Raw genomic sequence first — 24,210 nt, forward strand, 5'->3', positions numbered from 1 at the left:
CGACCGCTATATATTGTGACCTAATTTTCCGGGTGACACCCGGCAGCCACTGCTCTGTTGCGGTTTTACATCAATTTGCGGCGGCGTGTCACGCGAATATCCAGATCGGTGATCTTCTTACGCAGCGTATTCCGGTTGATCCCGAGAAGGTCGGCGCATTTCGCCTGGTTCCCGCCCGTGGCTTCCAGCGCAATCTCGATCAGGGGCGTCTCCATCTCCTTGAGAATGCGGGTGTATAGGCCCGGCGGGGGCAGCATGTTGCCGTGCAGGTCGAAGTAACGGCGCAGATGGCGGCCGATGGAGGTCGACAGTTTCTCCGTATCCTCGACCCCGGTCGCGACCTCGCTCTCGGGCTGGCTGCCGAGCACACCGGCGACTTCCTGCTTGGTGATCTCGTCGGTCCGGGCGGTCAGCACCAACCGGCGAATCGCGTTTTCGATCTGGCGCACGTTGCCCGGCCAGGGGTGGGAGCGCACCATCTCCATCGCCTCGTCCGTCAGCCGGCGCAGCGGCGTGCCCTCGCGTTCCGACCGGTTGAGGAAATGGTCGACCAGAAGCGGAATGTCATCCACCCGGTCGCGCAGCGCGGGCACGTGAATCGCCGCACCCGACAGGCGATAGTAAAGATCCTGCCGCAACCGGTCCTCCTCCATCGCCCGGTTCAGATCGGCCTGGGAGGTCGCCATGAAGCGCGGCAGCGTATCGGCGTTGCCATCCATCATGCGCACGATCCGGGCCTGCACCTCGGTCGGGATGTCGGTGATCTCGTCGAAGATGATCGTCCCGCCCTTGGCACGGGCGAGCACCTGTGCCGGCCCCTCGATGTCCTGCAGTTCGGCGGCAGAGGCGGTGACGAAAGGCAGGTTGCGCCGATCAGAGAAATCGTGAATGGCCCGTGCTATCAGGGACTTGCCCGTGCCCGACTCCCCGGTGATCAGAACCGACAGGTCGGTGTTCAGCACCCGCGCGATCAGCCGGTACAGCGCCTGCATCGACGGGGTGCGCCCGACAAGGGGCAGTTCGTCGGGGCGTTCGTTGGCATCGCTGGTGATGGCCGGTGTTCCGGCCCGCCGCCGCGCTTCGAGCGCGCGGGCGGTCCGCTTCATCAGGTCGGGCAGGTCGAACGGCTTGGGCAGGTAGTCGTAGGCCTCCGCCTCCGCCGCCTGGATGGCCGTCATGATGGTATTCTGTGCGGAGATCACGATGACCGGCAGGCCGGGCCGATCCTGGGCAATCTTGGGCAGCATCTCCAGCCCGTTCCCGTCGGGCATCATGACATCGGAAATCACCACGTCGCCCTTGCCCTCGCCGACCCATCTCATCAGCGTGGTGAGAGAGGATGTCGCGTGAACCTTGCAGCCCGCGCGGGTCAGGGCCTGGGTCAGGACGGTGCGGATCGTGCGGTCGTCGTCTGCGACAAGGATGGTGCCATCCATGCTCAGCTCTCCTTGGTTTTACGTTTGGGGCGCGCCGGATCGCGAGGGAGCGACAGGCGGAAGACGGTCTTGCCGGGAACGGAAGTGACGGAAATCCATCCGTCATGGTCCGAGATGATCTTGCTTACAAGCGCGAGGCCGAGGCCGGTGCCGTTCTCCTTCCCCGAGACGAAGGGATCGAAGATGTCTCCGGCGATGTCGGGCGGCAGGCCGGGGCCGTCGTCGATGACCTCGATCTGCAGCGGCAGGGCCTTGCCCTCCCCGTCCGAACGGCGCAGGCGGAAGGAATGTTCGTAATAGGTGTGCAGGCGGATGGTGCCCGGCGTCTTTCCGGCGGCTTCGGAGGCGTTCTTCAGCAGGTTCAGAATGACCTGAAGCAGCTGGTCGGGATCGCCGAGCGCCATGGGAAGCGAGGGGTCGTAATCCTCGAGTATCTTCATATGCGCGCCGAAGCCAAGCAGCGCGGAGCGGCGGGCGCGGTCCAGCACGTCGTGGATGTTCACCGGGCGCAGGTCCGGCATGGTCAGGTTGCCGAACTGTTCCACCTGTTCCAGCAGTTTCACGATCCGGCGGCTTTCCCCGACGATCAGGTCGGTCAGTTCCCGGTCCTCCGCCGTCAGGCCCATGGACAGCAGCTGCGCCGCCCCGGTGATCCCGGCGAGCGGGTTCTTGATCTCGTGCGCCAGCATCTCTGCCATGCCGATGGCGGACTTGGCGGCGGATTTCACCGTGTGGTCCTGCGTCAGCCGCCCTGCCAGTTCGCGCGGAGAGATCAGGAACAGCATGTGCCCCGGCTCTCCGGCCAGCGGCGCGATCTGCAGGTTGCAGTGCAGCGGCGCGCGTTCGCCCGTGCCCACGTCCACGTCGTTCACGAACAGCGGGGAGGAGGTTTCCCGCGCCCGCTTGAACGCCGCGTCCAGCGGGCTGTCGATCATCACCTTCTCCCAGACCGGGGTGCCGTGGATCGTCTTGGAAGATGTGTTGAGAAACCCCTCCGCCGCCGCGTTGATCGCAACGATCCGGTCCTCCGGGTCGAGGAGGATCGCGGGCACGGGAAGGGAATTCCAGACCGCATCGTCTTCGATCATGCGGCCGTCCTTTCCGCGTCGCGGGACGCGAGCGCCTCGGGCAGCAGGGACAGGACCTCGGCGGTATCGCGGCTGCGCAGGATACGCCCGCGCAGATCGGCGGGCGTTCCCGCGTCGTCCATGTACCAGCCGAGGTGCTTGCGCGCGACACGCAGGCCAAGGTCTGTGCCGTAGAAGGACAGGATCGCGTCGTAGTGGCGGGCGGCCAGCGCGGCCCGGTTGGGCGCCGTGGGCGCGGACGTGGCGGACGTGCCGGAGAGGGCCGCGATCGTATCGGCCACCGCCCAGGGGCGCCCCTGAATCCCGCGCCCGATCATCACCCCGGCAGCACCCGAGGCGTCGAGCGCGCGGCGCGCGGTTTCCGCATCGGTGATGTCGCCGTTGGCCAGCACCGGCACCGTCACCGCATCGACCACCGCACGGATCGCGTTCCAGTCGGCCTGGCCCTTGTAGAACTGGCAGCGCGTGCGGCCATGGATCACCACCATTCGCACCCCTGCCCCTTCGGCCCGACGGGCGAGGTCGGGAGCATTGAGGCTGTCGTCGTCCCAGCCGAGGCGCATCTTCACGGTCACGGGCACGTCCACCGCCCCGGCGACAGCCTCGATCAGGCTCAGGGCAAGGTCCGGGTCGCGCATCAGCGCCGATCCCGACAGACCTCCGGTGACCTTCTTCGCAGGGCAGCCCATGTTGATGTCGATCAGGGCCGCGCCAAGGTCGGCGACCTGCCGCGCGGCTTCGGCCATCACCGCGGGATCGCGCCCGGCCAGCTGGACGGAGGTCGCCGCGCGCCCGATGCCAAGCTCCGCGCGTTCGCGGGTGCCGGACCGGGCGGTGACGAGCTCTCCGCTCGCGACCATTTCGCTCACCACGAGGTCCGCACCAAAGCCGGTGACGAGGTCGCGCATCGGCAGGTCCGTGATCCCGGCCATGGGAGCAAGGGCGACAACAGGACGATCCGGTGTGGTGTCGAACGGGAAATTCATGCCTAAACCTTGAGCAATATTGCTTAAGTATCGTGACAGGGCGGCAAGCTCAACGCGAGCAGCGGCAATCAACGCCTCACACCTAAGCGACTGCACAATAAATAGGCAACCAGAAATCGGCCCGGCCGGGCCGGTGCGCATTGCCGGGGGGCGGAAATCGCACTATCCAGACGCCATGACCGCATCCGGGCCTCACTTCGTTACCATCCTCGTGGCCGCCGGGCGGGGTCTGCGTGCGGGCGGTGGCGTGCCGAAGCAGTGGCGCCCCCTGGCTGGCCGGCGCGTGGCCGACTGGACGCTCGCCGCCTTTGACCCCGGTCCCGTCGTCGTCGTTCTGCACCCGGATGACAAGGACATTCCCCTGCCCGAGGGCGTTGCCCGCGTTACCGGCGGTGCCACCCGCAGCGACAGCGTGAAGGCCGGGATCACGCGGGCCTGGGCGCTTGGCGCGACCCATGTGCTGATTCACGACATCGCCCGCCCCTGCGTGACCCCTTCGGTCATCGCGGGTGTCCGCGATGCGCTGACCGGCGGCGCGGTGGCCGCCGCACCGGGGCTGGCGGTGACCGATGCGCTCTGGTCCTGCGACGGCGACCGGGTCGGTGCCATGCGCGACCGTACGGGCCTGATGCGGGCGCAGACCCCGCAGGGCTTCGCCATCGGAGAGATCGCCGCCGCCCATGACGGCTTCGAAGGCGCGGCGGCCGATGACGTGGAAGTCGCGCTTTCCGCCGGCCTTCCTGTCACGGTCACGCCCGGCGACGAAGAGAATATCAAGATCACCCATGCAGAGGACTTCGCCCGGGCCGAGGCGATCCTCAGGAAAAGGACCACGATGGACATCAGGATGGGCAACGGCTTTGACGTGCATGCCTTCTGTGACGGGGATCAAGTGATGCTCTGCGGGGTTGCGGTGCCGCATGACCGGGGCCTGCTTGGTCATTCGGATGCCGACGTGGGCATGCACGCCGTGACCGACGCGATCTACGGCGCTTTGGCCGAGGGCGACATCGGGCGGCACTTCCCGCCCTCCGACCCGCAATGGAAGGGGGCGGAGAGCCACATCTTCCTGTCCCATGCCGTCGGTCTGGCGCAACGGAAAGGATACCGGGTGAGCAATATCGACTGCACGCTGATCTGCGAACGCCCCAAGGTCGGGCCCCATGCCGCCGCAATGCAGGCGGCCATGGCGGGGATCATGGGGGTGGAACCGGGCCGGGTGTCGGTGAAGGCGACGACCTCGGAACGGCTTGGCTTCACCGGCCGGGGCGAAGGGATCGCGGCCATGGCTTCTGCCGTGCTGGTGCCGCTGTGACCGGCGCGCAGTGGATCGGCACGGTCGGCGGGGTCGGCTACATGCGCCCCGCCTCCGGGACCTGGGGCAGTGCGGCCGCCCTGCCGCTCGCCTGGCTGCTTTATATCGCCGGCGGGGTCTGGGCTGTGCTGGTCGCCATACCGCTGGTCTTCGCCGCCGGATGGTGGGCCACCCGAGAGATGACGGCGGGGGCGGACAATCACGATCCGTCCGAAGTGGTGGTGGACGAGGTCGCGGGCCAGTGGGTCGCGCTCCTCCCCGTCGTGATCGGGGCCGCCCATGCCGGTGTGCCGGTGCTCGCGCTCTGGCCCGGCTGGATCGTGGCGTTCTTCGCCTTCCGGCTTTTCGACATCTGGAAACCCGGGCCCGTGGGCTGGGCGGACCGGCGTGACGATGCGTTCGGCGTGATGCTGGACGACGTGATCGCGGGGGTCTTTGCCGCCGTGACGGTCGTGGCGTTCGGTGTATTCTACCACGTTGTTCTGATTTAGGAAAACGCCATGTCCCTGCCCCAAGACGTTCTCACCGCCTGCGCCGACGCCGGGCTGAAACTGGTGACCGCCGAAAGCTGCACCGGCGGCATGGTCTGCGCCTCGCTCGTCGACATCCCCGGGTCATCCAGCGTCGTGCTGGGCGGGGTGGTGAGCTATTCCAACGGGTTGAAGATGGCCCTGCTCGGCGTGCGCGAGGAGACGCTGAAAACCCATGGCGCGGTGAGCGAGGAGACGGCGGCAGAGATGGCCACGGGCGCGCTCTCCCGGCTCGGCGCGGATATTGCGGTGTCGATCACCGGCGTCGCGGGGCCCGGCGCCAGCGGGCCGAAGCCCGAAGGCATGGTCTGTTTCGGTCTCGCCCGGCGCGGCGCCGTGCCGGTGACGGAGACCATGCAGTTCGGCGCGCTAGGCCGGGCAGAGGTCCGCGCCGCCTCACGCGACCATGCGCTTGGCATGGTGCTGGCAGCCGTCGCCCGCTAGAGACAGGGCCCTAGCCGCGGATGAAATCGCCGACAGCGCGGGCCGCGGCTGACGACGCGACCAGATCGTCCGCAGCGCCGGCACGGTTGCCCAGAAGGCTGGCCGCCTTCGCCTCCACCTTCGCAGCCTTGTCGTCGATCGGCAGCGGCGCGTCGAGATCGTGGAATGCCTCCGCCACGCCCTCCGACCCGCGCAGGCTGACCCGCGCCTGCATCTCGGTCAGTCCCTCGTCCGCCGTGACCAGAACCCTCTCGCGCAGCACCGACAGGTCCGGCCGGGCGCAAAGCGCGTCGGTATAGCTGTCCAGCCGCGCCGTATCCACACCAAGCAGCGCCATCGGCAGCACGGTGGTGTAGGAAAACTTCGCCCCCAGCCCCGTGGTCGGGGCGGGCTGGTTGCAGACGGTCAGCCAGCGGGGATGGGTGGCGACGGCGATCTGTTCGACCCCGGCGGGATCGGCGGGCAGCAGGTCCGCCACCGCTTCGAGCGCGGCATGCAGACCGTGGCAGCAGGCGTGGAACTTGTGGCTGATCGTGGCAAAGCGCCAGTCCGTGCCCAGCCCTTCCAGCGCGGTCAGGTCGGCGGCGCCGTGATGGGTCTCTCCGAATCCCTGCGGGCCGTCCAGACCGTGCGGCGCGGGCACGAAACCGAGTGCGACCAGCAGCGCGGCTTCCACCCCCGTGGCGGCGGCGATCCCGGCGTTGTAGGGCTTGCCCATGGTGCCGAACTGGCTTTTCAGCCCCGCCGCGCGGGTGCCGGTCAGGCCAAGCGCGGCATGCAGCCCCTGCGCGTCCAGCCCCAGAAGCCGCCCGGCCGCGACGGCCGCACCAAAGGCACCGGCGGTGGCGGTCTGGTGATAGCCGATCTGGTAATGCCCGCGGCCCAGCCAGACGCCGACGCGGATCGAGGCCTCCATCCCGATCAGCGCCGCCTGTTGCAGCGTCTCACCGGATGCGCCCTCCCGCTCCGCAATTGCCAGGGCGGCGGAAAAGACCGCGACCGAAGGGTGGCCGATATGGGCGAAATGCGTGTCGTCATAGTCCAGCGCGTGCGAGGTCGCGCCGTTGACCAGCGCAGCCGCGCGGGCGGGCAGTTTCGCCCCCCCGAAGACAGAGGCCTGCGGGGTCCCGCCTTCCTCCTCCGCCATGGCGCGGGTGATGCGGGCGACGGGTTCGTCGCGCCCCGCGATACCGCAGGCAATCCAGTCGAGCATGGACAGGCGCAGGATGCGCATGACCTCGTCCGGGACCGCGTGCGGTGCGGCGGCGAAATCGGCAAGCTGGCGGGCAAACGTCATGGGATCCTCCTCCGGTCAGAGAAGGATCCTAGACCTGTTTCCGCCCCGCCGGAAGGGGGAGGAAAGCGCGGAACGCGTTCAACCTCAGAGCGATTTCCATCCGGAGTGTATTGCCATCTGGCCGGAGCGCATGGCGTCCCGGCCAGCATGGCGATGCAGTGTCAGGCGAGCTGGTTCACCGGCCGGCTTTCGGCGGCCTCCGACCGCGCGCCGTATCCGGACACGGCTGTCGCGGCGTAGGTGTCGACCCGGCGGAAGGAGTCGAGGTCCATGTCGTCCAGCAGCGCCATGGCCGCCTCCCGGGTCTGCAGTGCGATGGCCGCCCGGCGGGCGAAATCGACCGCGTTCACCTTGCCGTCGTCCTCCGGCTCCGGTTCGGGCAGGATGGCGTCATCTGCCGTCCCGGCCCCGTTGGATGCAGCATTTGTTGAAGCTGCAACCGTTCCGCCGGACGACGCAGGCGTTGCCGAGGTGGTACCCGTTCCGCCCGATGCGGTCGGCTGCGTTCCTTCCGCGGGCGTTACGGTTTCGGTTCCCGACGTTGTGGCAGGTGCCTGTTCCGTCGTCTGTACAGGCGCCGTCTCCGCGGTTTCCTGCTGCGCGGCGGCCTCGCGCTCTGCTTTTTTGGCCTGTCCATGATTTTGCGGCGTCGCAGTCGTCGTGCTGCTTGTGCCGGTTACGCTTGGCATCTTGTTCTCCATCATTGCCCACCCACGTATAGGTTGTGCGTCGAATCGGGCTCAACTTGGGCAGGTTGTTGTCGAACACGCTTAGATTGCATCGTTCCGCGCAAACATACCTTTGCGATATTGCAAACGACAAACCCCGCGCCGGGCGGCGCGGGGCTTGTCATGCTCCGGACGTGACTGCGGCCGCCCCCGGCGTCGACCGGCGTCCCCAAGGATCGCTGGTCTTGCCAGGAGCGGCCGCGGTAGGCCCGTATCAGTCGGGTGACGTGAAGGTCAGGCCTTCAGGTCGTTCTTCTCACCCGTGCGCGCGGGGGTGTATTCACCCTTGCCGTAGACGGTGTCGCCTTCGGACTGCTTGCGGATCATAAGGCTGAAGGGTTCGGACTCCAGGGTCTCGAACAGCGACGCGCTGGCCGCCTTGGACTGCGCGGCAATTGCGGCGCGGCGGGCGAAATCGACGGCAATGACCTTGTCGTCCCGCTCCTCGACCTCGTAGCCGCCGGAAACGCTGGTGCGTTCGGTGCTCTCGGTCTTGGCGAAATAGGCATATCGGTTCGATCCGACCGCGCTGTTGCCGGTCGTGGCCGCCTCGGGCTCTGCCACGGCGGCGGGTTCCTCGGCCGGAGCCGGCGTTGCGGCCGGCGCGTTGGTGTTGGCGGCCTCTTTTGCGGCCTTCTCTTTGGCGGCTTTTTCTTCGGCCTCCTTGGCGGCTTTCTCAGCCTCCTTGGCCGCGCCGCCGGTCACTACCGTGACCGTGGTGTTGAGGGTCGTCCCTACTGCACCCAGTAATCCCATCGTTCTCTCTCCTGAACACTTTCCACCCGAGCGGAAACATGCCGATGGAATGCGGTCAGAATGTGTTAACCATGTGCCGCGACTGCCCTGATCAAAAGCAATATCGCAACGACAGCTTTGCAAATTTGTCAGGTCGAGGGGGTGCCATAAAGCGCCCTGGCCCGCGCTTCGAAGGCGCGCACGATCCGGTGCATCGCCTCGTTGAAAACAAGGCCGATCATTCCCTGAAGCACGGCGTTCCGGAATTCGAAATCCACGTCGAAGGACACGTCGCAGCCCGCCTCCGCATCGGCAAACTGCCAGTTGGACTTCATGTAGCGGAAGGGTCCGTCGAGGTATTCGGTTTCTATTCGCAATTGTGAATATTTCAGGACAACCCGCGACCCGAAACGTTCCCGGAACACCTTGAACGAGATGACGAGGTCCGCCTCCATCACCTCGTGATCGCCGTGATCCTCGCGCGACCGGATACGCGCGGCGGCGCACCACGGCAGGAACTCCGGATAGCGTCCGACATCGGCAACAAGGTCGTACATCTGCTGCGCGGAATACGGCAGGCGGCGGGTCTCGGCATGCTGGGGCATCGGGCCTCTTTGACGCGTTTACTTGGGGTTCTCATCTCGTATGGTGGGCGCGCAGTTGCAAGGAAGAACCATGTCCGCGCGTCCATATGTCATCGACCAGATGATCTCGGCCAAGGCAATCGCCGCCCGGATCGAGGAGCTGACCGACAGGATCAAGTCCGACTTTCCGGCCGACGAACGGCTGGTGGTCGTCGGCCTGCTCCGCGGGTCCTTCGTGTTCATCGCCGATCTTGTGCGGGAACTGCGCGACCGCGACGTGGAGGTCGATTTCCTTGAGGCGTCCTCCTACGGCAACGCCATGGAGTCCTCGCGCGAGGTGCGCATCCTCAAGGACCTGCGCGGAGAGATCGCGGGCCGCAACGTTCTGGTGGTCGAGGACATCGTCGACACCGGCCACACGCTGAACCACGTCATGCACCTGCTCAGGGCGCGTGAACCCAAGCGGCTGAAAACCATCGCACTTCTCGACAAGCCTTCCCGCCGGGAGGTCGATTTCCGCGCCGACTACATCGGGTTCGAAATCCCAGATGAATTCGTCGTCGGCTACGGCATCGATTATGCCCAGTGCAACCGCAACCTGCCCTTCATCGGCAAGGTGCGCTTCACATGAACCCGCGCCAGCTGCTCCGACTGTCCCGGATCGCCCGGCGCGGCGGCGGATCGATGACGCAGCTCAAGGTGATGCTGGTTGTCGCCCTGCTCTGTTTCGCCGTCGTCGGGGCGGAGAAGCTGTTCGGCTTTCCCGACTGGCTGGCGCCCGACCGTGCGGGCGGCACACGTCTCATCACGAAATAGTCAGCCCGTGACACATGACCCGTTGCTAACGTCCACCTGCGACTGTCTTTTCTCATGGAGCCAACTATGACCAAACTTCTCTCCGGCCTGCTGGCCGCTGGTCTTTGCCTTGCCGGTGCGGCGCAGGCAGAAAGCCACATGGACGCCAAGGCGATCCAGGGCGCGATCAAGGCGCGCCAGGCCACGATGCAGCTGTACGCCTTCAACCTCGGCATTCTTGGCGCGATGGCCAAGGGGGACGCGGAATACAACGCCGATGCGGCGACGGCGGCGGCGGGGAACCTCGTCAAGCTGTCGACACAGAACCAGATGGCCTACTGGCCCAAGGGCTCGGACAATGCCTCCGCCGAGGGCACCAAGGCGCTGCCCGCGATCTGGGAGGACATGGAGGGAATCGTGAAGGCCTCTGCCGCGATGTCCGACGCCGCCATGGCGATGGAATCGGCCGCAGGGACGGACCTCGCGTCGCTGCAGGGGGCCATGGGCGCGCTTGGCGGCGCCTGCGGCGGTTGCCACAAGGCCTACCGCGCGTCTAACTGATCCGCGACAGGCGAAAAACGGAGAAGGGCCATGTACACATTTCTCAGGGTGCTGGCCCTTCTCGTCCTGCTGTCGCTGATCGGCGGCGCGGCCTTCTGGGTGCTGACCGCGCCCCGCCCCCTCTCCGACGATGTGTTCACCAGCCTGACGGGCGATGCGGAGGCCGGAGAGCAGGCCTTCTGGGCGGGCGGCTGCGCCTCCTGCCACGCCGCACCGGGCGCGGAGGGAGAGGAGCGGCTGGTCCTGTCGGGCGGCCGTGCCTTCCCGTCGGACTTCGGCACCTTCCACGCCCCCAACATCACGCCGTCCGAGGCCGGCATCGGCGGGTGGAGCGTGGCAGATCTGGGCAATGCGATGATGAAGGGCGTGTCGCCCGACGGCGCGCACTACTATCCGGCCTTCCCCTATACTTCTTACGTGCGCGCCGATCCGCAGGACATCGCGGATCTCTACGCCTTTCTCGTGACGCTGCCTGCCTCGGACACGGCGAACATGCCGCACGAGGTCGGCTTCCCCTTCTCCGTCCGCCGCCTGCTCGGCGGGTGGAAACTGCTGTTCTTCCGCGAAGGCTGGGTGATGGATGCACCCGACGCGACGGTGGAACGCGGACGGTACCTGGCCGAATCCCTCGGCCACTGCTCCGAATGCCACACGCCGCGCAATGCGCTTGGCGGGCTGGACAAGTCGCGCTGGCTGGCGGGCGCGCCGTCCCCGGACGGTAAGGGTCAGGTCCCGAACATCACGCCGGGCGGATTGGACTGGTCGGAAAGCGATATCGCCAGCTATCTCCAGACCGGTTTCACGCCGGAGTTCGACAGCGCGGGCGGAGAAATGGCCGAGGTCGTGCAGAACCTCGCCAACCTGCCGGAGGAGGACGCGGCCGCCATCGCCGCCTATCTCAAAAGCCTGCCCGCCCTGCCCTGACCGGTCCTTTTCGGGCGGAAATTGCCGCAGGTGCAGCCGATGCAGCCGCGCCACGCCCCACGGTTGAATCGGGCCGCGTCGCACAAAACCTTGCGTGACTTCGCACGCCTGCCCCAACATCGTCGCCAGAGCACGGCGAAAGGGCGGGAGGAAACATGTCCGGAGTCGCAACAGGCAATGCCGCGCCGGTCACCGTGACGGTGATCGGGGCCGGTCCCACGGGGCTGACGGCGGCGGTGGAACTGGCGCGACGCGGCGCGACGGTACGGATCTTCGAAAAGCGGGACGGGCCATCGGGACTGTCACGCGCGGTTGGCATCACGCCGGGCTCGCTCTCCCTCCTTGCGCCCTGCGGCGCGGGTCCCGCGATCGGGGCGGAGGCGATCCGGTTTTCCGGCATGACCATGCACAACGGGGCGGAACCGGTGCTGTCGATCCCGCTGAACTTCGACGACCGCTCCTCCCTCCACGCACTGCCGCAGAACCGGACCGAAGAGCACCTGATCGAGGCACTGCGCCGTTACGGGGTGGAGGTCGAATATTTCCGCTGCCTGTCCAACCTGCACATCCGCGCCGACCATGTGGAGGCGAATTTCGGCGATCACATCAAGGTTGAGTCACGCTTCCTGATCGGTGCGGACGGGGTTCACAGCCGGGTGCGCGCCACCCTCGGCATTCATTTTGAGGGGCGCGACCTGCCGGGGCACTGGTCCATCGCCGACGTGATCTCCGCCTCCTGGCCGCATCCTGACCGGTTCAGCGGCTACCTGCTGCCGCATGGCCATGTCGCGGTCGTGGTGCCGATGGCGCCGCAGCGCTACCGGGTGATCTCCAGCCAGCGGGAGGCACTGGCGGCGCTTCCTGTTACGCTCGTGGCCGACAAGGTGATCCGGGAGTCGGAATTCGTCATTCAGGTGCGGCAGGCCGAAAGCTACGGAAAGGGTCCGGTGTTCCTGGCCGGGGATGCGGCGCATGCACACTCGCCGGTCGGCGGACGGGGGATGAACCTCGGCATCGCCGACGCCTGCGATCTGGCAGAGCGGATCATGCAGGGCACGCAGGACGGCTACGAAGCCGCCCGCCGCCCCGAAGGCCAGCACGCCATCCAGGTCAGCGAACGCGCCCGCCGCATGATGCAGAGCACCGGCGCCGCCAAGGCCGCCTTTCTCGCCGCCGTCGCGGTGATCGACCACACCCCGGCCGCGCAGCGTGCCGTGGTGCATCAGTTGCTGGCGGGGTGAGCATCGCGGCGACGCTCCCGCGATCCGTCATCCTCGGGCTCGACCCGAGGATCTCTCCGGTCCGGTTGGACGGCGCGACAGGTGACAGGAGGTCCTCGGGTCAAGCCCGAGGATGACCTGTGCACGGGACGGAGGTGGTTCGGTGGTGGATTAAAAACCCACCGACGCACCACCCTCGCCCCGATCACGCGCCTGTCAGGCCCCGCCCCGTTGAACGCCCCGCCCCCCGCCCCCACCTCGGACCCGAACAACACACGAAAGGGTGAAGAATGGACGTCAACGGTCTGCTGAACAGTTTCCTCGGGTCCCAGGGCGGTTCGGGCAAGCCCGGCAAGGGCAAGGGCGGGCTTCCCGACGGCATGCTTGGCGGGGCGGCGGCGGGTGGACTCGCGGCGCTGCTGCTCGGCACCAAGAAGGGCCGGAAGATGGGCGGCAAGGCGCTGAAATACGGCGGGCTCGCCGTGGTCGGCGGGCTGGCCTACAAGGCCTATCGCGACTGGCAGACCAACACCCCCTCGGGGCAGGAACCCGACCCGCTCGTCCTGCCCCGCCCGCCGGCGGATAGCGGCTTTGACGTTGAAACGGAGCAGGACTCGGGCGGACGCGACTTCCGGCTGGCGCTGATGCGCGCGATGATCTCTGCTGCGAAGTCCGACAACCATATCGACGCCGACGAACACACCCGCATCCGCGCGCAGATCGAGGAAATGGGCCTTGGCACTGAGGAAAAGGCGGCGCTCTTCGACAGCTTCTCCGCCCCCTCCGACGCGGCGGCGACCGCGCGGCTGGCCCGGACCGGCGAACAGGGGGCCGAGATCTACCTCGTCTCCGCGCTGGCCGTGGACCCGGACACACCGGAGGAGGTGCGTTACCTCGACGATCTCGCGCGGAACCTGTCGCTCGACGCGGGGCTGCGCGGGCATCTGGACCACGAGGCCGCGGCGGCGCGGCGGAGCGTCGAAAGCCGGGCCTGATCCGGGCGGAGGCGGAGCGCACCCGCCCTGCGGGACGGACGGCGCGGGGCGGGTCGAGCGCCCCATTCTGGCGGCACGCCTGAAGGTTGGGGCGAGAGTAATGTCGGGGTGGTGGCGGGCTGAAGCCCGCCCTGCAGACCCACGACGGACTGCCGAACCGGGCGCAGGGCGGGCTTCAGCCCGCCACCTCCCCGCATCACGCCCCGATGCGCCCCAGTTTGCGCAGCCGGTTCTCCCGGAGCCGCGCGAAATCGTCGCCCGCGTGATAGGACGACCGCGTCAGGGGCGTGGCAGAGACCATCAGGAACCCCTTGTTGTACGCCGTCTTCTCGTAGCTCGCGAATTCATCGGGCGTGACGAAACGGTCGACCTTGTGGTGCTTCGGCGTCGGCTGGAGGTACTGCCCGATGGTCAGAAAATCGATGTCCGCGGCCCGCATGTCCTCCATCACCTGCACCACGGCCTGCCGATCCTCCCCCAGACCGACCATGATGCCGGACTTGGTGAACATCGTGGGGTCCAGCTCCTTCACCCGCTGCAACAGCCGCAGCGAATGGAAGTAGCGCGCACCGGGGCGGACCTCGGGATAAAGTCCGGGCACGGTCTCGAGGTTGTGGTTGAAGACGTCCGGTTTCGCCGCGACGACCACCTCGAGCGCGTCCGGCGTGGCACGGATGAAGTCGGGCGTCAGGATCTCGATCGTGGTGCCGGGGGCGCGGTGTCGGATGGCGCGGATGGTCTGGGCGAAATGCTCCGCCCCGCCATCGGCCACGTCGTCGCGGTCGACGGAGGTGATGACCACGTGGTTCAGCCCCAGCTTGGCCACCGCATCGGCGACGCGGCCGGGTTCGAAGACGTCCAGCGCCTCGGGCGGCTTGCCGGTGGCGATGTTGCAGAAGGTGCAGGCGCGGGTACAGACCTCGCCCATGATCATCATGGTGGCGTGGCCCTGGGACCAGCATTCGCCGACGTTCGGGCATCCCGCCTCTTCGCAGACGGTCGACAGGCGGTGTTCGCGCATGATCTCGCGGGTCTGGAAATAGCCCTTGGAGGTCGGCGCCTTGACCCGGATCCAGTCCGGTTTCTTCGGCTGCGGATTGTCCGGCTTCTTCGCCTTTTCGGGGTGACGCTGTTCGGGGATCTTGAGATCGCGCATGGTCTGGCCTTCACTCGCGGTCCGGCTCCTCGTCCGGACCTTCCCAGACTGTAGTCGCTCGGTACACGAAATGCCAGTCCCGGCACGGGGTGCAGGGCCGCCATGCGCGGCGCGCAACGCGCCTGCCGCGGCTGCACAAAACACGGCCAACTCCATGACAGGCTGATGAAATTCGCATGCCGCAGCGCAGAATCCCCCTTGAGCCCCGCTTCGGAATCATTCTAACGACAGCGCGAATTCCGCAGAGAGAGGGTCCCGTGCAAGCCGGTCAGAAACTTCCCGACGTCACCTTCCGCACCCGCGTCCGCGACGAAGCTGTCGGCGGCCCGAACCCGTACCGCTGGCAGGACATGACCACGGCGGACTATTTCGCGGGCAAGCGGGCGATCCTGTTCTCCCTGCCCGGTGCCTTCACGCCGACCTGCTCCACCTACCAGCTGCCGGGGTTCGAAAACAACTTCGCGGCCTTCCAGGCGCTTGGTGTCGATGCGATCTACTGCATGTCGGTGAACGACTCCTTCGTGATGAACCAGTGGGCCAAGGCGCAGGGGATCGAGAACGTGATCGTCATTCCCGATGGCTCCGGAGAGTTCACCCGCCGCGTCGGCATGCTGGTGCGCAAGGACAACCTCGGCTTCGGGCTGCGGTCCTGGCGCTATGCGGCGATCATCGACAACGGCGTGGTCGAGGCCTGGTTCGAGGAGCCCGGCATCGCGGACAACCACGGCGAAGACCCTTACGGCGAAAGCTCTCCCGAGACGCTGCTCGCCTATCTCGAAGATGCGGCAAAGGGCGCGGCGGCCTGATCCCTCGGCACACGCGTTTCTGACGGGGCCGGTTCCGAAAGGGACCGGCCTTCGTCATTCCCGGGCGGTGCGTCCGGGCGGGCTCACGCATCACGCGATGGAATAGCGCGACTGGACCAGCCCCCTCGGCAGGCTCCGCGTTTCTTCATGGGTCAGGACGATGTCCTTCTTCAGCGGGCCGAACAGCGGCCGCCCCTGTCCCAGCAGCACCGGCACGCGGGTGACGATCATGTCCGCGATCAGGCCGGCGCGCAGAAAGCTCTGCACCAGCGCACCGCCGTCGACATAGACCCGGTCCCAGCCCCGCGCGGTGCACATCCGCATCGCTGCGAGAGGCGACAGGTCGGCGACCTCGGCCATGCCTTCCAGCGTATCGGGCAGGGAGGTCAGACTGCGCGACAGCACCAGCACGGGCAGCGTATAGGGCCAGGCGCCGAAGGTCAGCACGGTCTCATAGGTGCCGCGCCCCATGAAGATCGCCTGCTTGTCGGCCATGAAGTCCGCGTAGCCGAGGTCATCCTCGCCCTCCCCGAACGGGGTCAGCCAGTCGATGCTGCCGTCAGGGCGCGCGATGAAGCCGTCGAGGCTGGTGGCGATATAGACGTGGCCCGTGGTCATGCGCGGCTCCCTCCTGATGACGCCATTGCGCTACACCGGCGCGGGGGACGGGGCAATGGTCATGACGACAGGTCGGGGGGGGTGTTCGCGGGCTGTTCGGAGGGAAGCCGGACCGCCGCTCTCCGCCTCCGGCAATCGTCATCCTCCGGCTTGACCGGAGGATCTCCCCGGCACGAGATCCTCGGATCAAGTCCGAGGATGACGAAAGCGCGGCAGGCGATCTCTCACACCACAATGTCGGAATTTGAATACAATTAACCGAAATGGATACACAAAACCCAACCACTCCATCACCTTCCTGAAACTTTGCGCACCAGCCCGGCCACCTTCTCCAGAACCGCCCTCCCCGACTGCTGCGCCACCTCTCCGAGGATCTCGAACCATCCGCCGTCCGGGGAAGACGTCCGGCGGACCAGTCCGATGGTCCGGAACGGCTCCGGATCGGCGAAGCGCAGCAGGGTCAGGTCGCGCCCCTCCACCGGCAGGGCGATCTCCGGCATCAGGGTCAGGCCGAAGCCCGCCGCCACCAGCCGCGACAGGGTGGCGAGCGAGGAGGCGCCCATGTTGATCTGCGCATGGCCCCTGCCCCGTCCGCAGACCTCCAGCGCCTGATCCGTCAGGCAGTGCCCGTCCTCGAGCAGCAGCAGTTCTGCCGGCCCGATCTCCGTCGGGCGCAGGCTCTCGGCGCGCGAGCCGAGCGTCGCGATGCGCCCCGGTGTGCCCGCCAGCAGAAAGCGGTCGTCGAACAGCGGCAGTTCCACCAGACCCTCCCCGCCCGAAGGCAGTGCGAGGATCGCCGCGTCCAGCCGTCCGGCGGCAAGGTCGGCCAGCAGCCGTGCCGTCTTGCCCTCCTGCACCTGCACGTCCAGCGCGATGTCGGCCGCGCGCAGCCGGGCCAGCAGATCGGGCAGCAGGTAGGGCGCCACGGTCGGAATCACGCCAAGCGCCAGCCGCCCCGCCAGACCGTCGCGCCAGCGGGCGGATTCCTCCAGCCGGTGCATTTCACCCAGCACCCGTTCGGCATGATGTAGTATGCGCCGCCCGAAAGGGGTCAGCACCACGGTGCGCGCCTTCCGTTCGACCAGCGGCGCACCCAGCATCGCCTCAAGCTCCCGGATCTGCATGGACAGCGCGGGCTGTGAGACACGGCAGATGTCGGCGGCACGGCCAAACCCGCCGGTATCGGCAAGGGCCTTGAAATAGGACAGTTGTCGGAGGGTGATGTTCATAAGCGGATCCTATCCGAAGCCGGGGCATCCGCAAGCCTGCCTTATGGGACCGGCAACTTGCGGTCGGGGACGTCCTGGGCCATTGGTTGCGGAAACGACGGAGCGGCGATGAGCATCGACTGGACACAGCACCGGCGCAAGGCGCATGGCCTCGGGCGGCTTCAGGAATTCCTGAAGCAGATCGTCTACGGCGGCAATGACGGGATCGTCACCACCTTTGCCATCGTGGCCGGCTTCGCCGGTGCGCGGGCGGACGGGGTGGCGCAGATCGGCGGTCTGGCGGTGCTGGTCTTCGGGCTGGCGAACCTGTTTGCCGACGCGGTCAGCATGGGACTGGGCGAATTCCTGTCGGGACGGGCGCAGAACGACCTCTACCACAACCGCCGCGAGATGGAGCTTCAGGCCATCGCCGGGGATCCGGAGCAGGAACGGGCAGAGCTGTTCACCATCCTCTGCCAGCGCGGCCTGCCCCCGGGCGAGGCGGACAAGGTCACCGACATCCTGCTGCGCCACCCCGAGATGATGGCCGACCTCATGATGACCTACGAATTCGGCATGCACGACCCGGCAGAGGACAGCCCGGCGGTCAACGGGCTGTTCACCTTCGGAAGCTTCGTGATCTTCGGCGCGGTGCCGCTGGTGCCCTACTTCCTGTTCGACCCCTCGCAGCAGACCTTCGTGCTGTCCGTCATCGCGACCTTCTCGGCCCTGACGGCGCTTGGCCTGCTGCGCTGGCACGCGACGGCGGAACGGATGCTGCGCACGGTCGGCGAAACCGTCGCGCTCGGGGCGTCCTGTGCTGCGGTGGCCTATCTCGTCGGGTGGCTCGTCGGCGGCTAACCGATCAGCCCGCCGCCGTCCTTCAGCCCGTCGTAATGTTGCCTGAGCCGCTGAAGCGCGATGCGCAGCACGATCTTGCCCGAACGCGCCGACCAGCCGAGCTTGCGTTCCGCCGATTCCAGTCCGTTCAGGCGGCAGCAGCATTCCAGCACCACGTCGCCCAGACCGGGGCCAAGCGCCCGCAGCGCCTGGCTGACCCTGTCCCGCGCCGCCGCCGCACCGCGCAGCGGAGCCTCCGGCGTTCGTCCCGGTCCGCTGGTGCCCGCGGTGAGGTAGTCGTCCCAGTTGGTGGCCTGGCGCGGTTCCATATGGGCGAGCTCGAAATCCTCCTGGATGCGCTCGGCGGTGCGGACGAGATCGGGCGGCAGAAAGGGGCCTCCGTCCCGGTCGCGGCGGCGGGCCAGGGCGATCACCGGCGTGTCGCAGTAGCCGCCGCGCGGCTTCACGGCGCGGGTCGGCTGCGGCGCGGCGCGGAACCGGGCGGGGCTTTCGTCGAACCCGCCGGCGCGGTTCTCCGCCCGCGCGGTGAGGGTGCTGAGAATGGTGCGCCCGAAGGTCGAGATCGCGTAACGCGACAGCGGCCCGCCCGACACGCAGGCGATCCACCCGTTCAGGGCCAGCGCCTGCGCGACGTGCCGTTCGACCACGCCGAGCCTGTGGGTCTCCTCCCCCTCTCCCTTGCGCACAATCACAGCGCGATCCATCTCTGCCGAAACCGCCAGCACCGCACCGGGCTGGGCGAGCCGCCTGAGTGCCGGGAGCGCCTCTTTCGCGATCTCGTTCACCGGCACCTGGATATCGGCGAGGGTGAAGGGGCGACGGCGCGGTTCGGTTGTTTCGGAATCCGGATCAATGTCCCCCGCGTCCTTCCGAAGCCGCTCAAGCGCCTCGTCGATCAACAGGTCGTCACGCGCGCCTTCGACCTGCCGGATCTGACGCAGCATGGTGGAGGCGTGGCAGCCTTCGTCCCGGGCCAGGGCCCGCAGGCTTTCCCCCTTCTCGGTATGTGCAATATAATGCCTGACCGGCTCCGGAACCCAGTCCGGCAGCGGTTCAAGCTGGCCGTGGTTTGCATGTGTCATCACTACGCTCCTCTTGCATCGCAAGTTACCCGAACCCCGCACACCCTGCGGAGTTTTCCCCAAAACCATCCACAGCATGAACCGTTAATAGTTTCTGATGCGTTAACAGTTAACCAAGTGTGAGGAGCATCCTTCCAAATAGTTAACGAAAGCTGGGACCACAGATCTCTCTGGCGCCTGTTTGCGCAACACAACCCCGGGCTGTGTCATTCTGCGCACCTCAAAACGTCGAGGAGACTGACATGCACGATGTCGCCGGCCGTCTGGCCCAACTGAACCGCCCCCGCATTCTGGTTGAAGCCGCCCGGCTTGGCCTTCCCCGCTATGACCGCAGGCGGGACCTGCCCGGCCTGCTCGGCCACCCGGCGCGTCCCGGTGCAGCGGTCATGTCCTTGATGGAGATGGAGGCGGAGATGGACGACAGCCGCCGCGCCGCCGCCACGGGCTATGCGCCGCTGCGCCACCTCAGCGTGCTGACCGCCCTGATGGCCGAGGCAGACAGCCTGCGCACGCGGGACGCGCAGGTCCGGTGAGCGCCTGTCATGTCACCGTGCAAGCCCGCTTACATGAAGGCGTCGGGCATCGCGGCCTTGCGCCCGGCGACGAAAGCGGCCAGCGCCTCCGCGATCGCGGGGTCGAGATCGGGAGCGCGGTACTGCTCAAGCAGCTTCGCGACACGGGCGGAGGCGAGCGTCTGGGTGTCGCGCGCGCCCTCCTCGTCCCAGGTCTCGAACGGCTTGTAGTCCAGCAGGTCGGACTTCCAGAACGCGGTCTTGAAATTGGCCTGGGTGTGGGCGCAGCCAAGGTAGTGCCCGCCCGGCCCGACCTCGCGGATCGCGTCCATTCCCTGCGCATTCTCGTCCGCCGCCACCCCGGCGGCCATCTTGTGCAGCGTGCCAAGCTGGTCGGCGTCCATCACGAATTTCTCGAAGGACGACACCAGCCCGCCTTCCAGCCAGCCGCAGGCGTGCAGCATGAAGTTCACCCCGCCAAGCAGCGCGGCATTCAGCGTGTTCGCGGTTTCATAGGCGGCCTGCGCATCCGGCAGCTTGGACCCGCAGAGCCCGCCACCGGAGCGGAACGGCAGGTTCATGCGCCGCGCCAGCTGGCCGGCGCCGTAGAGGATCTGCGACGCCTCGGGCGTGCCGAAGGTCGGGGCGCCGGAGTTCATGTCGATGGAGGTCACGAAGGCCCCGAAGATCACCGGCGCGCCGGGCCGGACAAGCTGGGCGTAGGCGATGCCGGCCAGCACTTCGGCCAGGACCTGCGTCAGGGTGCCCATGACCGAAACCGGCGCCATGGCCCCGCCGACGATGAAGGGGCTGATGATCGTCGCCTGCATGTTCGCGGCATAGACCTCGAGCGCGCCCATCATCGTGTCGTCGAAGGTCAGCGGAGAGTTGATGTTGATGAGCGAGGTCATCACGGTGTTGGTCGTGGCGAACTCCTCCCCGAAGAGGATCTTGCACATGTCGACCGAGTCCTGCGCCCGCGAGGGTTCGGTGACAGACCCCATGAAGGGCTTGTCGGTCAGGGTCATGTGCGCGTGGATCATGTCGAGGTGGCGCTTGTTCACCGGCACGTCGGTCGGTTCGCAGACGGTGCCGCCGGAGTGGTGCAGCCATTTCGACATATGGCCCAGCTTCACGAAGGTGCGGAAGTCCTCCATCGTCGCATATCGGCGGCCGCCCTCGGCGTCGCGCACGAAGGGCGGGCCATAGACCGGGGCAAGCACCAGCCCCTTGCCGCCGATCTCGACCGAATTGGCCGGATTGCGGGCATGCTGGATGAAGCTGGAGGGCGCGGTTTCGCACAGCCTGCGGGCCAGTCCGCGCGGGATATGCACCCGTTCGCCCTGCACATCCGCCCCAGCCTCGCGCCAGCGGTCGAGCGCGGCAGGGTTGTTGACGAAGTTCACGCCGATCTCTTCCAGCACGGTTTCTGCATTGGCCTCGATCGTCGCGAGAACGTCCTCGCTCAGCAGTTCGAAGTTCGGGATGGCGCGGGTGATCGCGGGCGCCTTGTCGATATGCACGGCCGTGCGTTCGGCCCGCCGCGCCGCGCCGCCGCCGGATCTGCCCCTGCGCCCTGCAACTGCCGTATCGCTCATCGGATGCCCCCGCCTTCCTCGTGTCGAGTGGATACGGGTTTAGCGCCCCTGACCGGGGGAGCGCACGTTGAATCCGGCGTGTCAGGTGAAAAAGCGACATCCGCCCCATGGGGCGTTCCGCGCGGGCGGGACCCGCGGACGGGGGCTGTCTGCCCCCGGACCCCCGAGGATATTTGCGAAACCAAAGAGCACGGGGAGTCTTTGGTTTCGGATACATCCTCGGGGGTGAATGCCGCGTTTCGCGGCAGAGGGGGCAGACGGCCCCCTGCCCGGCTTCGGCCGGGTGATCGCGCTTGCGCAGGGGCGCGGCGGCGACTAGAGGATCGGACATGACCGAGACCTCGCACGACCGCCTTCTCATCATCGACTTCGGCAGCCAGGTGACGCAGCTGATCGCGCGGCGCCTGCGGGAGCTGAACGTCTATTGCGAAATCCACCCCTACCAGTCAGTGAACGACGCTTTCCTGGCAGAATTCGCGCCCAAGGCCGTGATCTTTTCCGGCGGGCCGGATTCGGTCACGCGCGAAGGATCGCCACGGCCGCCCAGGTCGGTCTATGACCTTGGCGTGCCGATCCTCGGCATCTGCTACGGGCAGCAGGTGATGATGCAGGACCTCGGCGGGCTGGTCGAGGGCGGCAAGATCACCGGCGGCGGCGGCACGGCCGAGTTCGGGCGGGCCTATGTGGTGCCCTCCGACAAGACGGACGACCTGCTGTCGGGCTGGTTCGCGGAGGGGCGCGAGCAGGTCTGGATGAGCCATGGCGACCATGTCTCGCGCATCGCGCCCGGGTTCGAGGTTCTCGGCACCTCGACCCACGCGCCCTTCGCCATCACCGCCGACCGGTCGCGCCATTTCTACGCCGTGCAGTTCCATCCGGAGGTGCATCACACGCCGAATGGCAAGGCGCTCTACGAGAATTTCGTGAAGCTCGCCGGATTTACCGGCGACTGGACCATGGGCGCCTACCGGGAAGAGGCGATCCGCCGGATCCGCGACCAGGTTGGCGATCACAAGGTGATCTGCGGGCTGTCGGGCGGGGTCGATTCCTCGGTCGCGGCGGTGCTGATCCATGAGGCGATCGGCGACCAGCTGACCTGCGTCTTCGTCGACCACGGGCTGCTGCGGCTGAACGAGGCGGACGAGGTCGTCACCATGTTCCGCGACAACTACAACATCCCGCTGATCCATGCGGATGAGAGCGACCTGTTCCTCGGCGAACTGGACGGCGTGTCGGACCCGGAGACCAAGCGCAAGATCATCGGGCGGCTGTTCATCGACGTGTTCCAGAAGCACGCGAACGAGATCGAGGGCGCGGAATTCCTCGCCCAGGGGACGCTTTACCCGGATGTGATTGAATCGGTCAGCTTTTCCGGCGGCCCCTCGGTCACGATCAAGTCGCACCACAATGTCGGCGGCCTGCCCGAGAAGATGGGCCTGAAGCTGGTCGAACCGCTGCGCGAACTGTTCAAGGACGAGGTGCGCGCGCTTGGCCGTGAGCTTGGCCTGCCCGAGCAGTTCATCGGCCGCCACCCCTTCCCCGGCCCCGGCCTTGCCATCCGCTGCCCCGGAGAGATCACCCGCCCCAAGCTGGAGATCCTGCGCAAGGCGGATGCGGTCTATATCGACCAGATCCGCAAACACGGGCTCTATGACGAGATCTGGCAGGCTTTCGTCGCCATCCTTCCCGTCCGTACCGTGGGCGTGATGGGCGACGGGCGGACCTATGACTATGCCTGCGCGCTGCGGGCGGTGACTTCCGTCGACGGGATGACCGCGGATTACTACCCGTTTACCCATGATTTCCTTGGCGAAACCGCCACGCGGATCATCAACGAGGTCGAAGGCATCAACCGGGTCACCTACGACATCACCTCCAAGCCGCCGGGAACCATCGAATGGGAATGACGCCGCGCGCCGCCGGTCCGGGCCGCCGCCTTGCGCAGCGGCTTTATGCCGAACTATCCAAGCATGTGCTGGGCCGGCCCGACATGCGGGACCGGCGCGCCTCGCTGATCTATTCGGCAGAGGACCAGGAGTGCAATGACCACCTGATCTCCCTCGCCACGGAGGCGATCCGGATCGCGTGGGAAACGCCCCTCTCCGTTGGCAAGCCGGGACTGCAGGACAGCGATTACCTCAACCTCTTTCCCGGAGAGCACTACCGACTGATTGCCGCGCTGGCGCGGCTGGACCAGAGCGGTACGGTGATCGAGATCGGCACATGGTCCGGCATGGGCACGCTGGCGCTGCGCGCGGGCATGACCGGCGGGACGGTGCATACCTTCGACATCGTGCCCTGGGACCGGATGCCGGTGCCGACGCATTTCGACGCGGCGGATTTCGACGGGGGCGGGATCGTGCAGATCCTCGCCGACCTGTCCGATCCGGCGGTCTTTGCCACCCACAGCGACCTGCTGGAGCGTGCGGGGCTGATCTTCATGGACGCGCCCAAGGACGGGCGGTTCGAATACGTGATGCTCGACCACCTGTCGCAGTTGCCCCCGAAACCGGGGCGTGTGCTGGTGCTGGACGACATCCGCTTCGTCAACATGGTGGATTTCTGGCGCTCCATCGCGTCGCCCAAGCTGGATCTGTCGGCCTTCGGGCACTGGTCCGGCACCGGGCTGGTGGATCTGAGCGAGGGGCTGCGCCTGCGCTGAGGCGCGCCGCCGGGTTTGACCTCGGCCCGCGCGCTTGGCACTGTCGCGGCGGGGATAACAGGGAACGGA

Annotated in this window: 26 protein-coding genes; 14 read left to right on the plus strand and 12 right to left on the minus strand. The window is 67.1% G+C overall.

Translation table 11 applies throughout. The features are described from left to right. Nucleotides 1-65: 65 nt before the first annotated feature. Genes IEV87_RS05840 through dusB form a run of 3 tightly spaced genes read right to left on the minus strand, consistent with a single transcriptional unit; the run spans nt 66 to nt 3,510 of the window. Nucleotides 66-1,436: a response regulator gene (locus IEV87_RS05840; protein ID WP_188476713.1), complete on the minus strand. Its 1,371-nt coding sequence runs from the start codon at nt 1,434-1,436 to the stop codon at nt 66-68. A gap of 2 nt (nt 1,437-1,438) precedes the next feature. Next, nucleotides 1,439-2,524 carry a two-component system sensor histidine kinase NtrB gene (locus IEV87_RS05845; protein WP_188476714.1) on the minus strand — a complete coding sequence of 362 codons (1,086 nt, stop codon included), beginning with the start codon at nt 2,522-2,524 and terminating at the stop codon, nt 1,439-1,441. Then, nucleotides 2,521-3,510 (minus strand): tRNA dihydrouridine synthase DusB, encoded by a 990-nt coding sequence (dusB, locus tag IEV87_RS05850; RefSeq protein WP_188476715.1) that lies wholly within the window; start codon nt 3,508-3,510, stop codon nt 2,521-2,523. The genes IEV87_RS05845 and dusB overlap by 4 nt, the downstream gene beginning before the upstream one ends. Nucleotides 3,511-3,685: 175 nt before the next feature. On the opposite strand from dusB, the gene ispF reads away from it, so the two are divergent. The 3 genes from ispF to IEV87_RS05865 are packed head-to-tail and all read left to right on the plus strand — an operon-like array spanning nt 3,686 to nt 5,799. Continuing rightward, nucleotides 3,686-4,825: a 2-C-methyl-D-erythritol 2,4-cyclodiphosphate synthase gene (gene ispF, locus IEV87_RS05855; RefSeq protein WP_188476716.1), complete on the plus strand. Its 1,140-nt coding sequence runs from the start codon at nt 3,686-3,688 to the stop codon at nt 4,823-4,825. Then, nucleotides 4,822-5,316, plus strand: a complete 495-nt coding sequence (locus IEV87_RS05860; RefSeq protein WP_188476717.1) for a phosphatidylglycerophosphatase A family protein — start codon at nt 4,822-4,824, stop codon at nt 5,314-5,316. The genes ispF and IEV87_RS05860 overlap by 4 nt, the downstream gene beginning before the upstream one ends. 9 nt (nt 5,317-5,325) lie before the next feature. After that, on the plus strand, nt 5,326-5,799 hold the full coding sequence (locus IEV87_RS05865; protein WP_188476718.1) for a CinA family protein: 474 nt from the start codon (nt 5,326-5,328) through the stop codon (nt 5,797-5,799). A gap of 10 nt (nt 5,800-5,809) precedes the next feature. Here the strand turns inward: IEV87_RS05865 and IEV87_RS05870 are convergent, their stop codons facing one another. From IEV87_RS05870 to IEV87_RS05885, 4 genes are all read right to left on the minus strand, one after another. Continuing rightward, a complete protein-coding gene (locus IEV87_RS05870) occupies nt 5,810-7,096 on the minus strand; it encodes an MmgE/PrpD family protein (protein ID WP_188476719.1) in 1,287 nt (428 codons plus the stop codon). Nucleotides 7,097-7,257: 161 nt separating this feature from the next. Further along, nucleotides 7,258-7,785 carry a hypothetical protein gene (locus IEV87_RS05875; protein ID WP_188476720.1) on the minus strand — a complete coding sequence of 176 codons (528 nt, stop codon included), beginning with the start codon at nt 7,783-7,785 and terminating at the stop codon, nt 7,258-7,260. A 273-nt stretch (nt 7,786-8,058) separates the two neighbouring features. Next, nucleotides 8,059-8,580, minus strand: a complete 522-nt coding sequence (locus tag IEV87_RS05880) for a hypothetical protein (RefSeq protein WP_188476721.1) — start codon at nt 8,578-8,580, stop codon at nt 8,059-8,061. A 128-nt stretch (nt 8,581-8,708) separates the two neighbouring features. Then, nucleotides 8,709-9,164 carry a type II toxin-antitoxin system RatA family toxin gene (locus IEV87_RS05885; RefSeq protein WP_188476722.1) on the minus strand — a complete coding sequence of 152 codons (456 nt, stop codon included), beginning with the start codon at nt 9,162-9,164 and terminating at the stop codon, nt 8,709-8,711. A 70-nt stretch (nt 9,165-9,234) separates the two neighbouring features. On the opposite strand from IEV87_RS05885, the gene hpt reads away from it, so the two are divergent. From hpt to IEV87_RS05915, 6 genes are all read left to right on the plus strand, one after another. Continuing rightward, the gene (gene hpt / locus IEV87_RS05890) at nt 9,235-9,774 is read left to right on the plus strand and encodes a hypoxanthine phosphoribosyltransferase (RefSeq protein WP_188476723.1); all 540 of its coding nucleotides are present in this window, start codon (nt 9,235-9,237) and stop codon (nt 9,772-9,774) included. After that, on the plus strand, nt 9,771-9,959 hold the full coding sequence (locus IEV87_RS05895) for a hypothetical protein (RefSeq protein WP_188476724.1): 189 nt from the start codon (nt 9,771-9,773) through the stop codon (nt 9,957-9,959). Before hpt ends, IEV87_RS05895 begins: the two co-directional genes overlap by 4 nt. Before the next feature lie 66 nt (nt 9,960-10,025). Then, a complete protein-coding gene (locus tag IEV87_RS05900) occupies nt 10,026-10,499 on the plus strand; it encodes a cytochrome c (protein WP_188476725.1) in 474 nt (157 codons plus the stop codon). Nucleotides 10,500-10,529: 30 nt separating this feature from the next. After that, nucleotides 10,530-11,423: a c-type cytochrome gene (locus IEV87_RS05905; protein WP_188476726.1), complete on the plus strand. Its 894-nt coding sequence runs from the start codon at nt 10,530-10,532 to the stop codon at nt 11,421-11,423. 155 nt (nt 11,424-11,578) lie between these two features. Continuing rightward, complete coding sequence (locus tag IEV87_RS05910; protein WP_188476727.1) at nt 11,579-12,664, plus strand: FAD-dependent oxidoreductase; 1,086 nt, start codon at nt 11,579-11,581, stop codon at nt 12,662-12,664. Nucleotides 12,665-12,933: 269 nt separating this feature from the next. Next, nucleotides 12,934-13,638: a tellurite resistance TerB family protein gene (locus IEV87_RS05915; RefSeq protein WP_188476728.1), complete on the plus strand. Its 705-nt coding sequence runs from the start codon at nt 12,934-12,936 to the stop codon at nt 13,636-13,638. Nucleotides 13,639-13,834: 196 nt separating this feature from the next. Here the strand turns inward: IEV87_RS05915 and lipA are convergent, their stop codons facing one another. Then, nucleotides 13,835-14,794, minus strand: a complete 960-nt coding sequence (gene lipA, locus IEV87_RS05920) for a lipoyl synthase (protein ID WP_188476729.1) — start codon at nt 14,792-14,794, stop codon at nt 13,835-13,837. A 257-nt stretch (nt 14,795-15,051) separates the two neighbouring features. On the opposite strand from lipA, the gene IEV87_RS05925 reads away from it, so the two are divergent. After that, nucleotides 15,052-15,600 carry a peroxiredoxin gene (locus IEV87_RS05925; RefSeq protein ID WP_188476730.1) on the plus strand — a complete coding sequence of 183 codons (549 nt, stop codon included), beginning with the start codon at nt 15,052-15,054 and terminating at the stop codon, nt 15,598-15,600. Nucleotides 15,601-15,690: 90 nt separating this feature from the next. Here the strand turns inward: IEV87_RS05925 and IEV87_RS05930 are convergent, their stop codons facing one another. Continuing rightward, a complete protein-coding gene (locus tag IEV87_RS05930; protein ID WP_188476731.1) occupies nt 15,691-16,218 on the minus strand; it encodes a dihydrofolate reductase family protein in 528 nt (175 codons plus the stop codon). A gap of 290 nt (nt 16,219-16,508) precedes the next feature. Continuing rightward, nucleotides 16,509-17,447 (minus strand): LysR substrate-binding domain-containing protein, encoded by a 939-nt coding sequence (locus IEV87_RS05935; RefSeq protein ID WP_188476732.1) that lies wholly within the window; start codon nt 17,445-17,447, stop codon nt 16,509-16,511. Between the two features lie 108 nt (nt 17,448-17,555). On the opposite strand from IEV87_RS05935, the gene IEV87_RS05940 reads away from it, so the two are divergent. Beyond that, complete coding sequence (locus IEV87_RS05940) at nt 17,556-18,287, plus strand: VIT1/CCC1 transporter family protein (RefSeq protein ID WP_188476733.1); 732 nt, start codon at nt 17,556-17,558, stop codon at nt 18,285-18,287. On the opposite strand, the gene IEV87_RS05945 is transcribed toward IEV87_RS05940, so the two are convergent. Beyond that, nucleotides 18,284-19,369: a DUF6456 domain-containing protein gene (locus tag IEV87_RS05945; RefSeq protein ID WP_188476734.1), complete on the minus strand. Its 1,086-nt coding sequence runs from the start codon at nt 19,367-19,369 to the stop codon at nt 18,284-18,286. The genes IEV87_RS05940 and IEV87_RS05945 overlap by 4 nt on opposite strands. A gap of 242 nt (nt 19,370-19,611) precedes the next feature. Here IEV87_RS05945 and IEV87_RS05950 point away from each other — a divergent pair, with 242 nt between their 5' ends. Then, nucleotides 19,612-19,902 (plus strand): DUF6477 family protein, encoded by a 291-nt coding sequence (locus tag IEV87_RS05950; RefSeq protein WP_188476735.1) that lies wholly within the window; start codon nt 19,612-19,614, stop codon nt 19,900-19,902. 29 nt (nt 19,903-19,931) lie between these two features. On the opposite strand, the gene IEV87_RS05955 is transcribed toward IEV87_RS05950, so the two are convergent. Next, nucleotides 19,932-21,479, minus strand: coding sequence for a trimethylamine methyltransferase family protein (locus tag IEV87_RS05955; RefSeq protein WP_188476736.1), 1,548 nt, complete (start codon nt 21,477-21,479; stop codon nt 19,932-19,934). A gap of 329 nt (nt 21,480-21,808) precedes the next feature. Between IEV87_RS05955 and guaA the strand changes: the two genes are divergently transcribed. Both guaA and IEV87_RS05965 read left to right on the plus strand, forming a co-directional pair. Next, on the plus strand, nt 21,809-23,386 hold the full coding sequence (guaA, locus tag IEV87_RS05960; RefSeq protein WP_188476737.1) for a glutamine-hydrolyzing GMP synthase: 1,578 nt from the start codon (nt 21,809-21,811) through the stop codon (nt 23,384-23,386). Continuing rightward, nucleotides 23,377-24,141 carry a methyltransferase gene (locus tag IEV87_RS05965; RefSeq protein ID WP_188476738.1) on the plus strand — a complete coding sequence of 255 codons (765 nt, stop codon included), beginning with the start codon at nt 23,377-23,379 and terminating at the stop codon, nt 24,139-24,141. Before guaA ends, IEV87_RS05965 begins: the two co-directional genes overlap by 10 nt. The last annotated feature ends 69 nt before the right edge of the window (nt 24,142-24,210 follow it).

The sequence above is a fragment of the Primorskyibacter flagellatus genome (assembly GCF_014638275.1).
GTDB classification, from domain to species: domain Bacteria; phylum Pseudomonadota; class Alphaproteobacteria; order Rhodobacterales; family Rhodobacteraceae; genus Pseudooceanicola; species Pseudooceanicola flagellatus_A.

Bases quoted from the DNA above. Each gene is read 5' to 3' on its own strand.
- IEV87_RS05840 (WP_188476713.1), bottom strand. From the start codon at position 1,436: ATGGATGGCACCATCCTTGTCGCAGACGACGACCGCACGATCCGCACC.
- IEV87_RS05845 (WP_188476714.1), bottom strand. From the start codon at position 2,524: ATGATCGAAGACGATGCGGTCTGGAATTCCCTTCCCGTGCCCGCGATC.
- dusB (WP_188476715.1), bottom strand. From the start codon at position 3,510: ATGAATTTCCCGTTCGACACCACACCGGATCGTCCTGTTGTCGCCCTT.
- ispF (WP_188476716.1), top strand. From the start codon at position 3,686: ATGACCGCATCCGGGCCTCACTTCGTTACCATCCTCGTGGCCGCCGGG.
- IEV87_RS05865 (WP_188476718.1), top strand. From the start codon at position 5,326: ATGTCCCTGCCCCAAGACGTTCTCACCGCCTGCGCCGACGCCGGGCTG.
- IEV87_RS05870 (WP_188476719.1), bottom strand. From the start codon at position 7,096: ATGACGTTTGCCCGCCAGCTTGCCGATTTCGCCGCCGCACCGCACGCG.
- IEV87_RS05875 (WP_188476720.1), bottom strand. From the start codon at position 7,785: ATGCCAAGCGTAACCGGCACAAGCAGCACGACGACTGCGACGCCGCAA.
- IEV87_RS05880 (WP_188476721.1), bottom strand. From the start codon at position 8,580: ATGGGATTACTGGGTGCAGTAGGGACGACCCTCAACACCACGGTCACG.
- IEV87_RS05885 (WP_188476722.1), bottom strand. From the start codon at position 9,164: ATGCCCCAGCATGCCGAGACCCGCCGCCTGCCGTATTCCGCGCAGCAG.
- hpt (WP_188476723.1), top strand. From the start codon at position 9,235: ATGTCCGCGCGTCCATATGTCATCGACCAGATGATCTCGGCCAAGGCA.
- IEV87_RS05895 (WP_188476724.1), top strand. From the start codon at position 9,771: ATGAACCCGCGCCAGCTGCTCCGACTGTCCCGGATCGCCCGGCGCGGC.
- IEV87_RS05900 (WP_188476725.1), top strand. From the start codon at position 10,026: ATGACCAAACTTCTCTCCGGCCTGCTGGCCGCTGGTCTTTGCCTTGCC.
- IEV87_RS05905 (WP_188476726.1), top strand. From the start codon at position 10,530: ATGTACACATTTCTCAGGGTGCTGGCCCTTCTCGTCCTGCTGTCGCTG.
- IEV87_RS05910 (WP_188476727.1), top strand. From the start codon at position 11,579: ATGTCCGGAGTCGCAACAGGCAATGCCGCGCCGGTCACCGTGACGGTG.
- IEV87_RS05915 (WP_188476728.1), top strand. From the start codon at position 12,934: ATGGACGTCAACGGTCTGCTGAACAGTTTCCTCGGGTCCCAGGGCGGT.
- lipA (WP_188476729.1), bottom strand. From the start codon at position 14,794: ATGCGCGATCTCAAGATCCCCGAACAGCGTCACCCCGAAAAGGCGAAG.
- IEV87_RS05930 (WP_188476731.1), bottom strand. From the start codon at position 16,218: ATGACCACGGGCCACGTCTATATCGCCACCAGCCTCGACGGCTTCATC.
- IEV87_RS05935 (WP_188476732.1), bottom strand. From the start codon at position 17,447: ATGAACATCACCCTCCGACAACTGTCCTATTTCAAGGCCCTTGCCGAT.
- IEV87_RS05940 (WP_188476733.1), top strand. From the start codon at position 17,556: ATGAGCATCGACTGGACACAGCACCGGCGCAAGGCGCATGGCCTCGGG.
- IEV87_RS05945 (WP_188476734.1), bottom strand. From the start codon at position 19,369: ATGACACATGCAAACCACGGCCAGCTTGAACCGCTGCCGGACTGGGTT.
- IEV87_RS05950 (WP_188476735.1), top strand. From the start codon at position 19,612: ATGCACGATGTCGCCGGCCGTCTGGCCCAACTGAACCGCCCCCGCATT.
- IEV87_RS05955 (WP_188476736.1), bottom strand. From the start codon at position 21,479: ATGAGCGATACGGCAGTTGCAGGGCGCAGGGGCAGATCCGGCGGCGGC.
- guaA (WP_188476737.1), top strand. From the start codon at position 21,809: ATGACCGAGACCTCGCACGACCGCCTTCTCATCATCGACTTCGGCAGC.
- IEV87_RS05965 (WP_188476738.1), top strand. From the start codon at position 23,377: ATGGGAATGACGCCGCGCGCCGCCGGTCCGGGCCGCCGCCTTGCGCAG.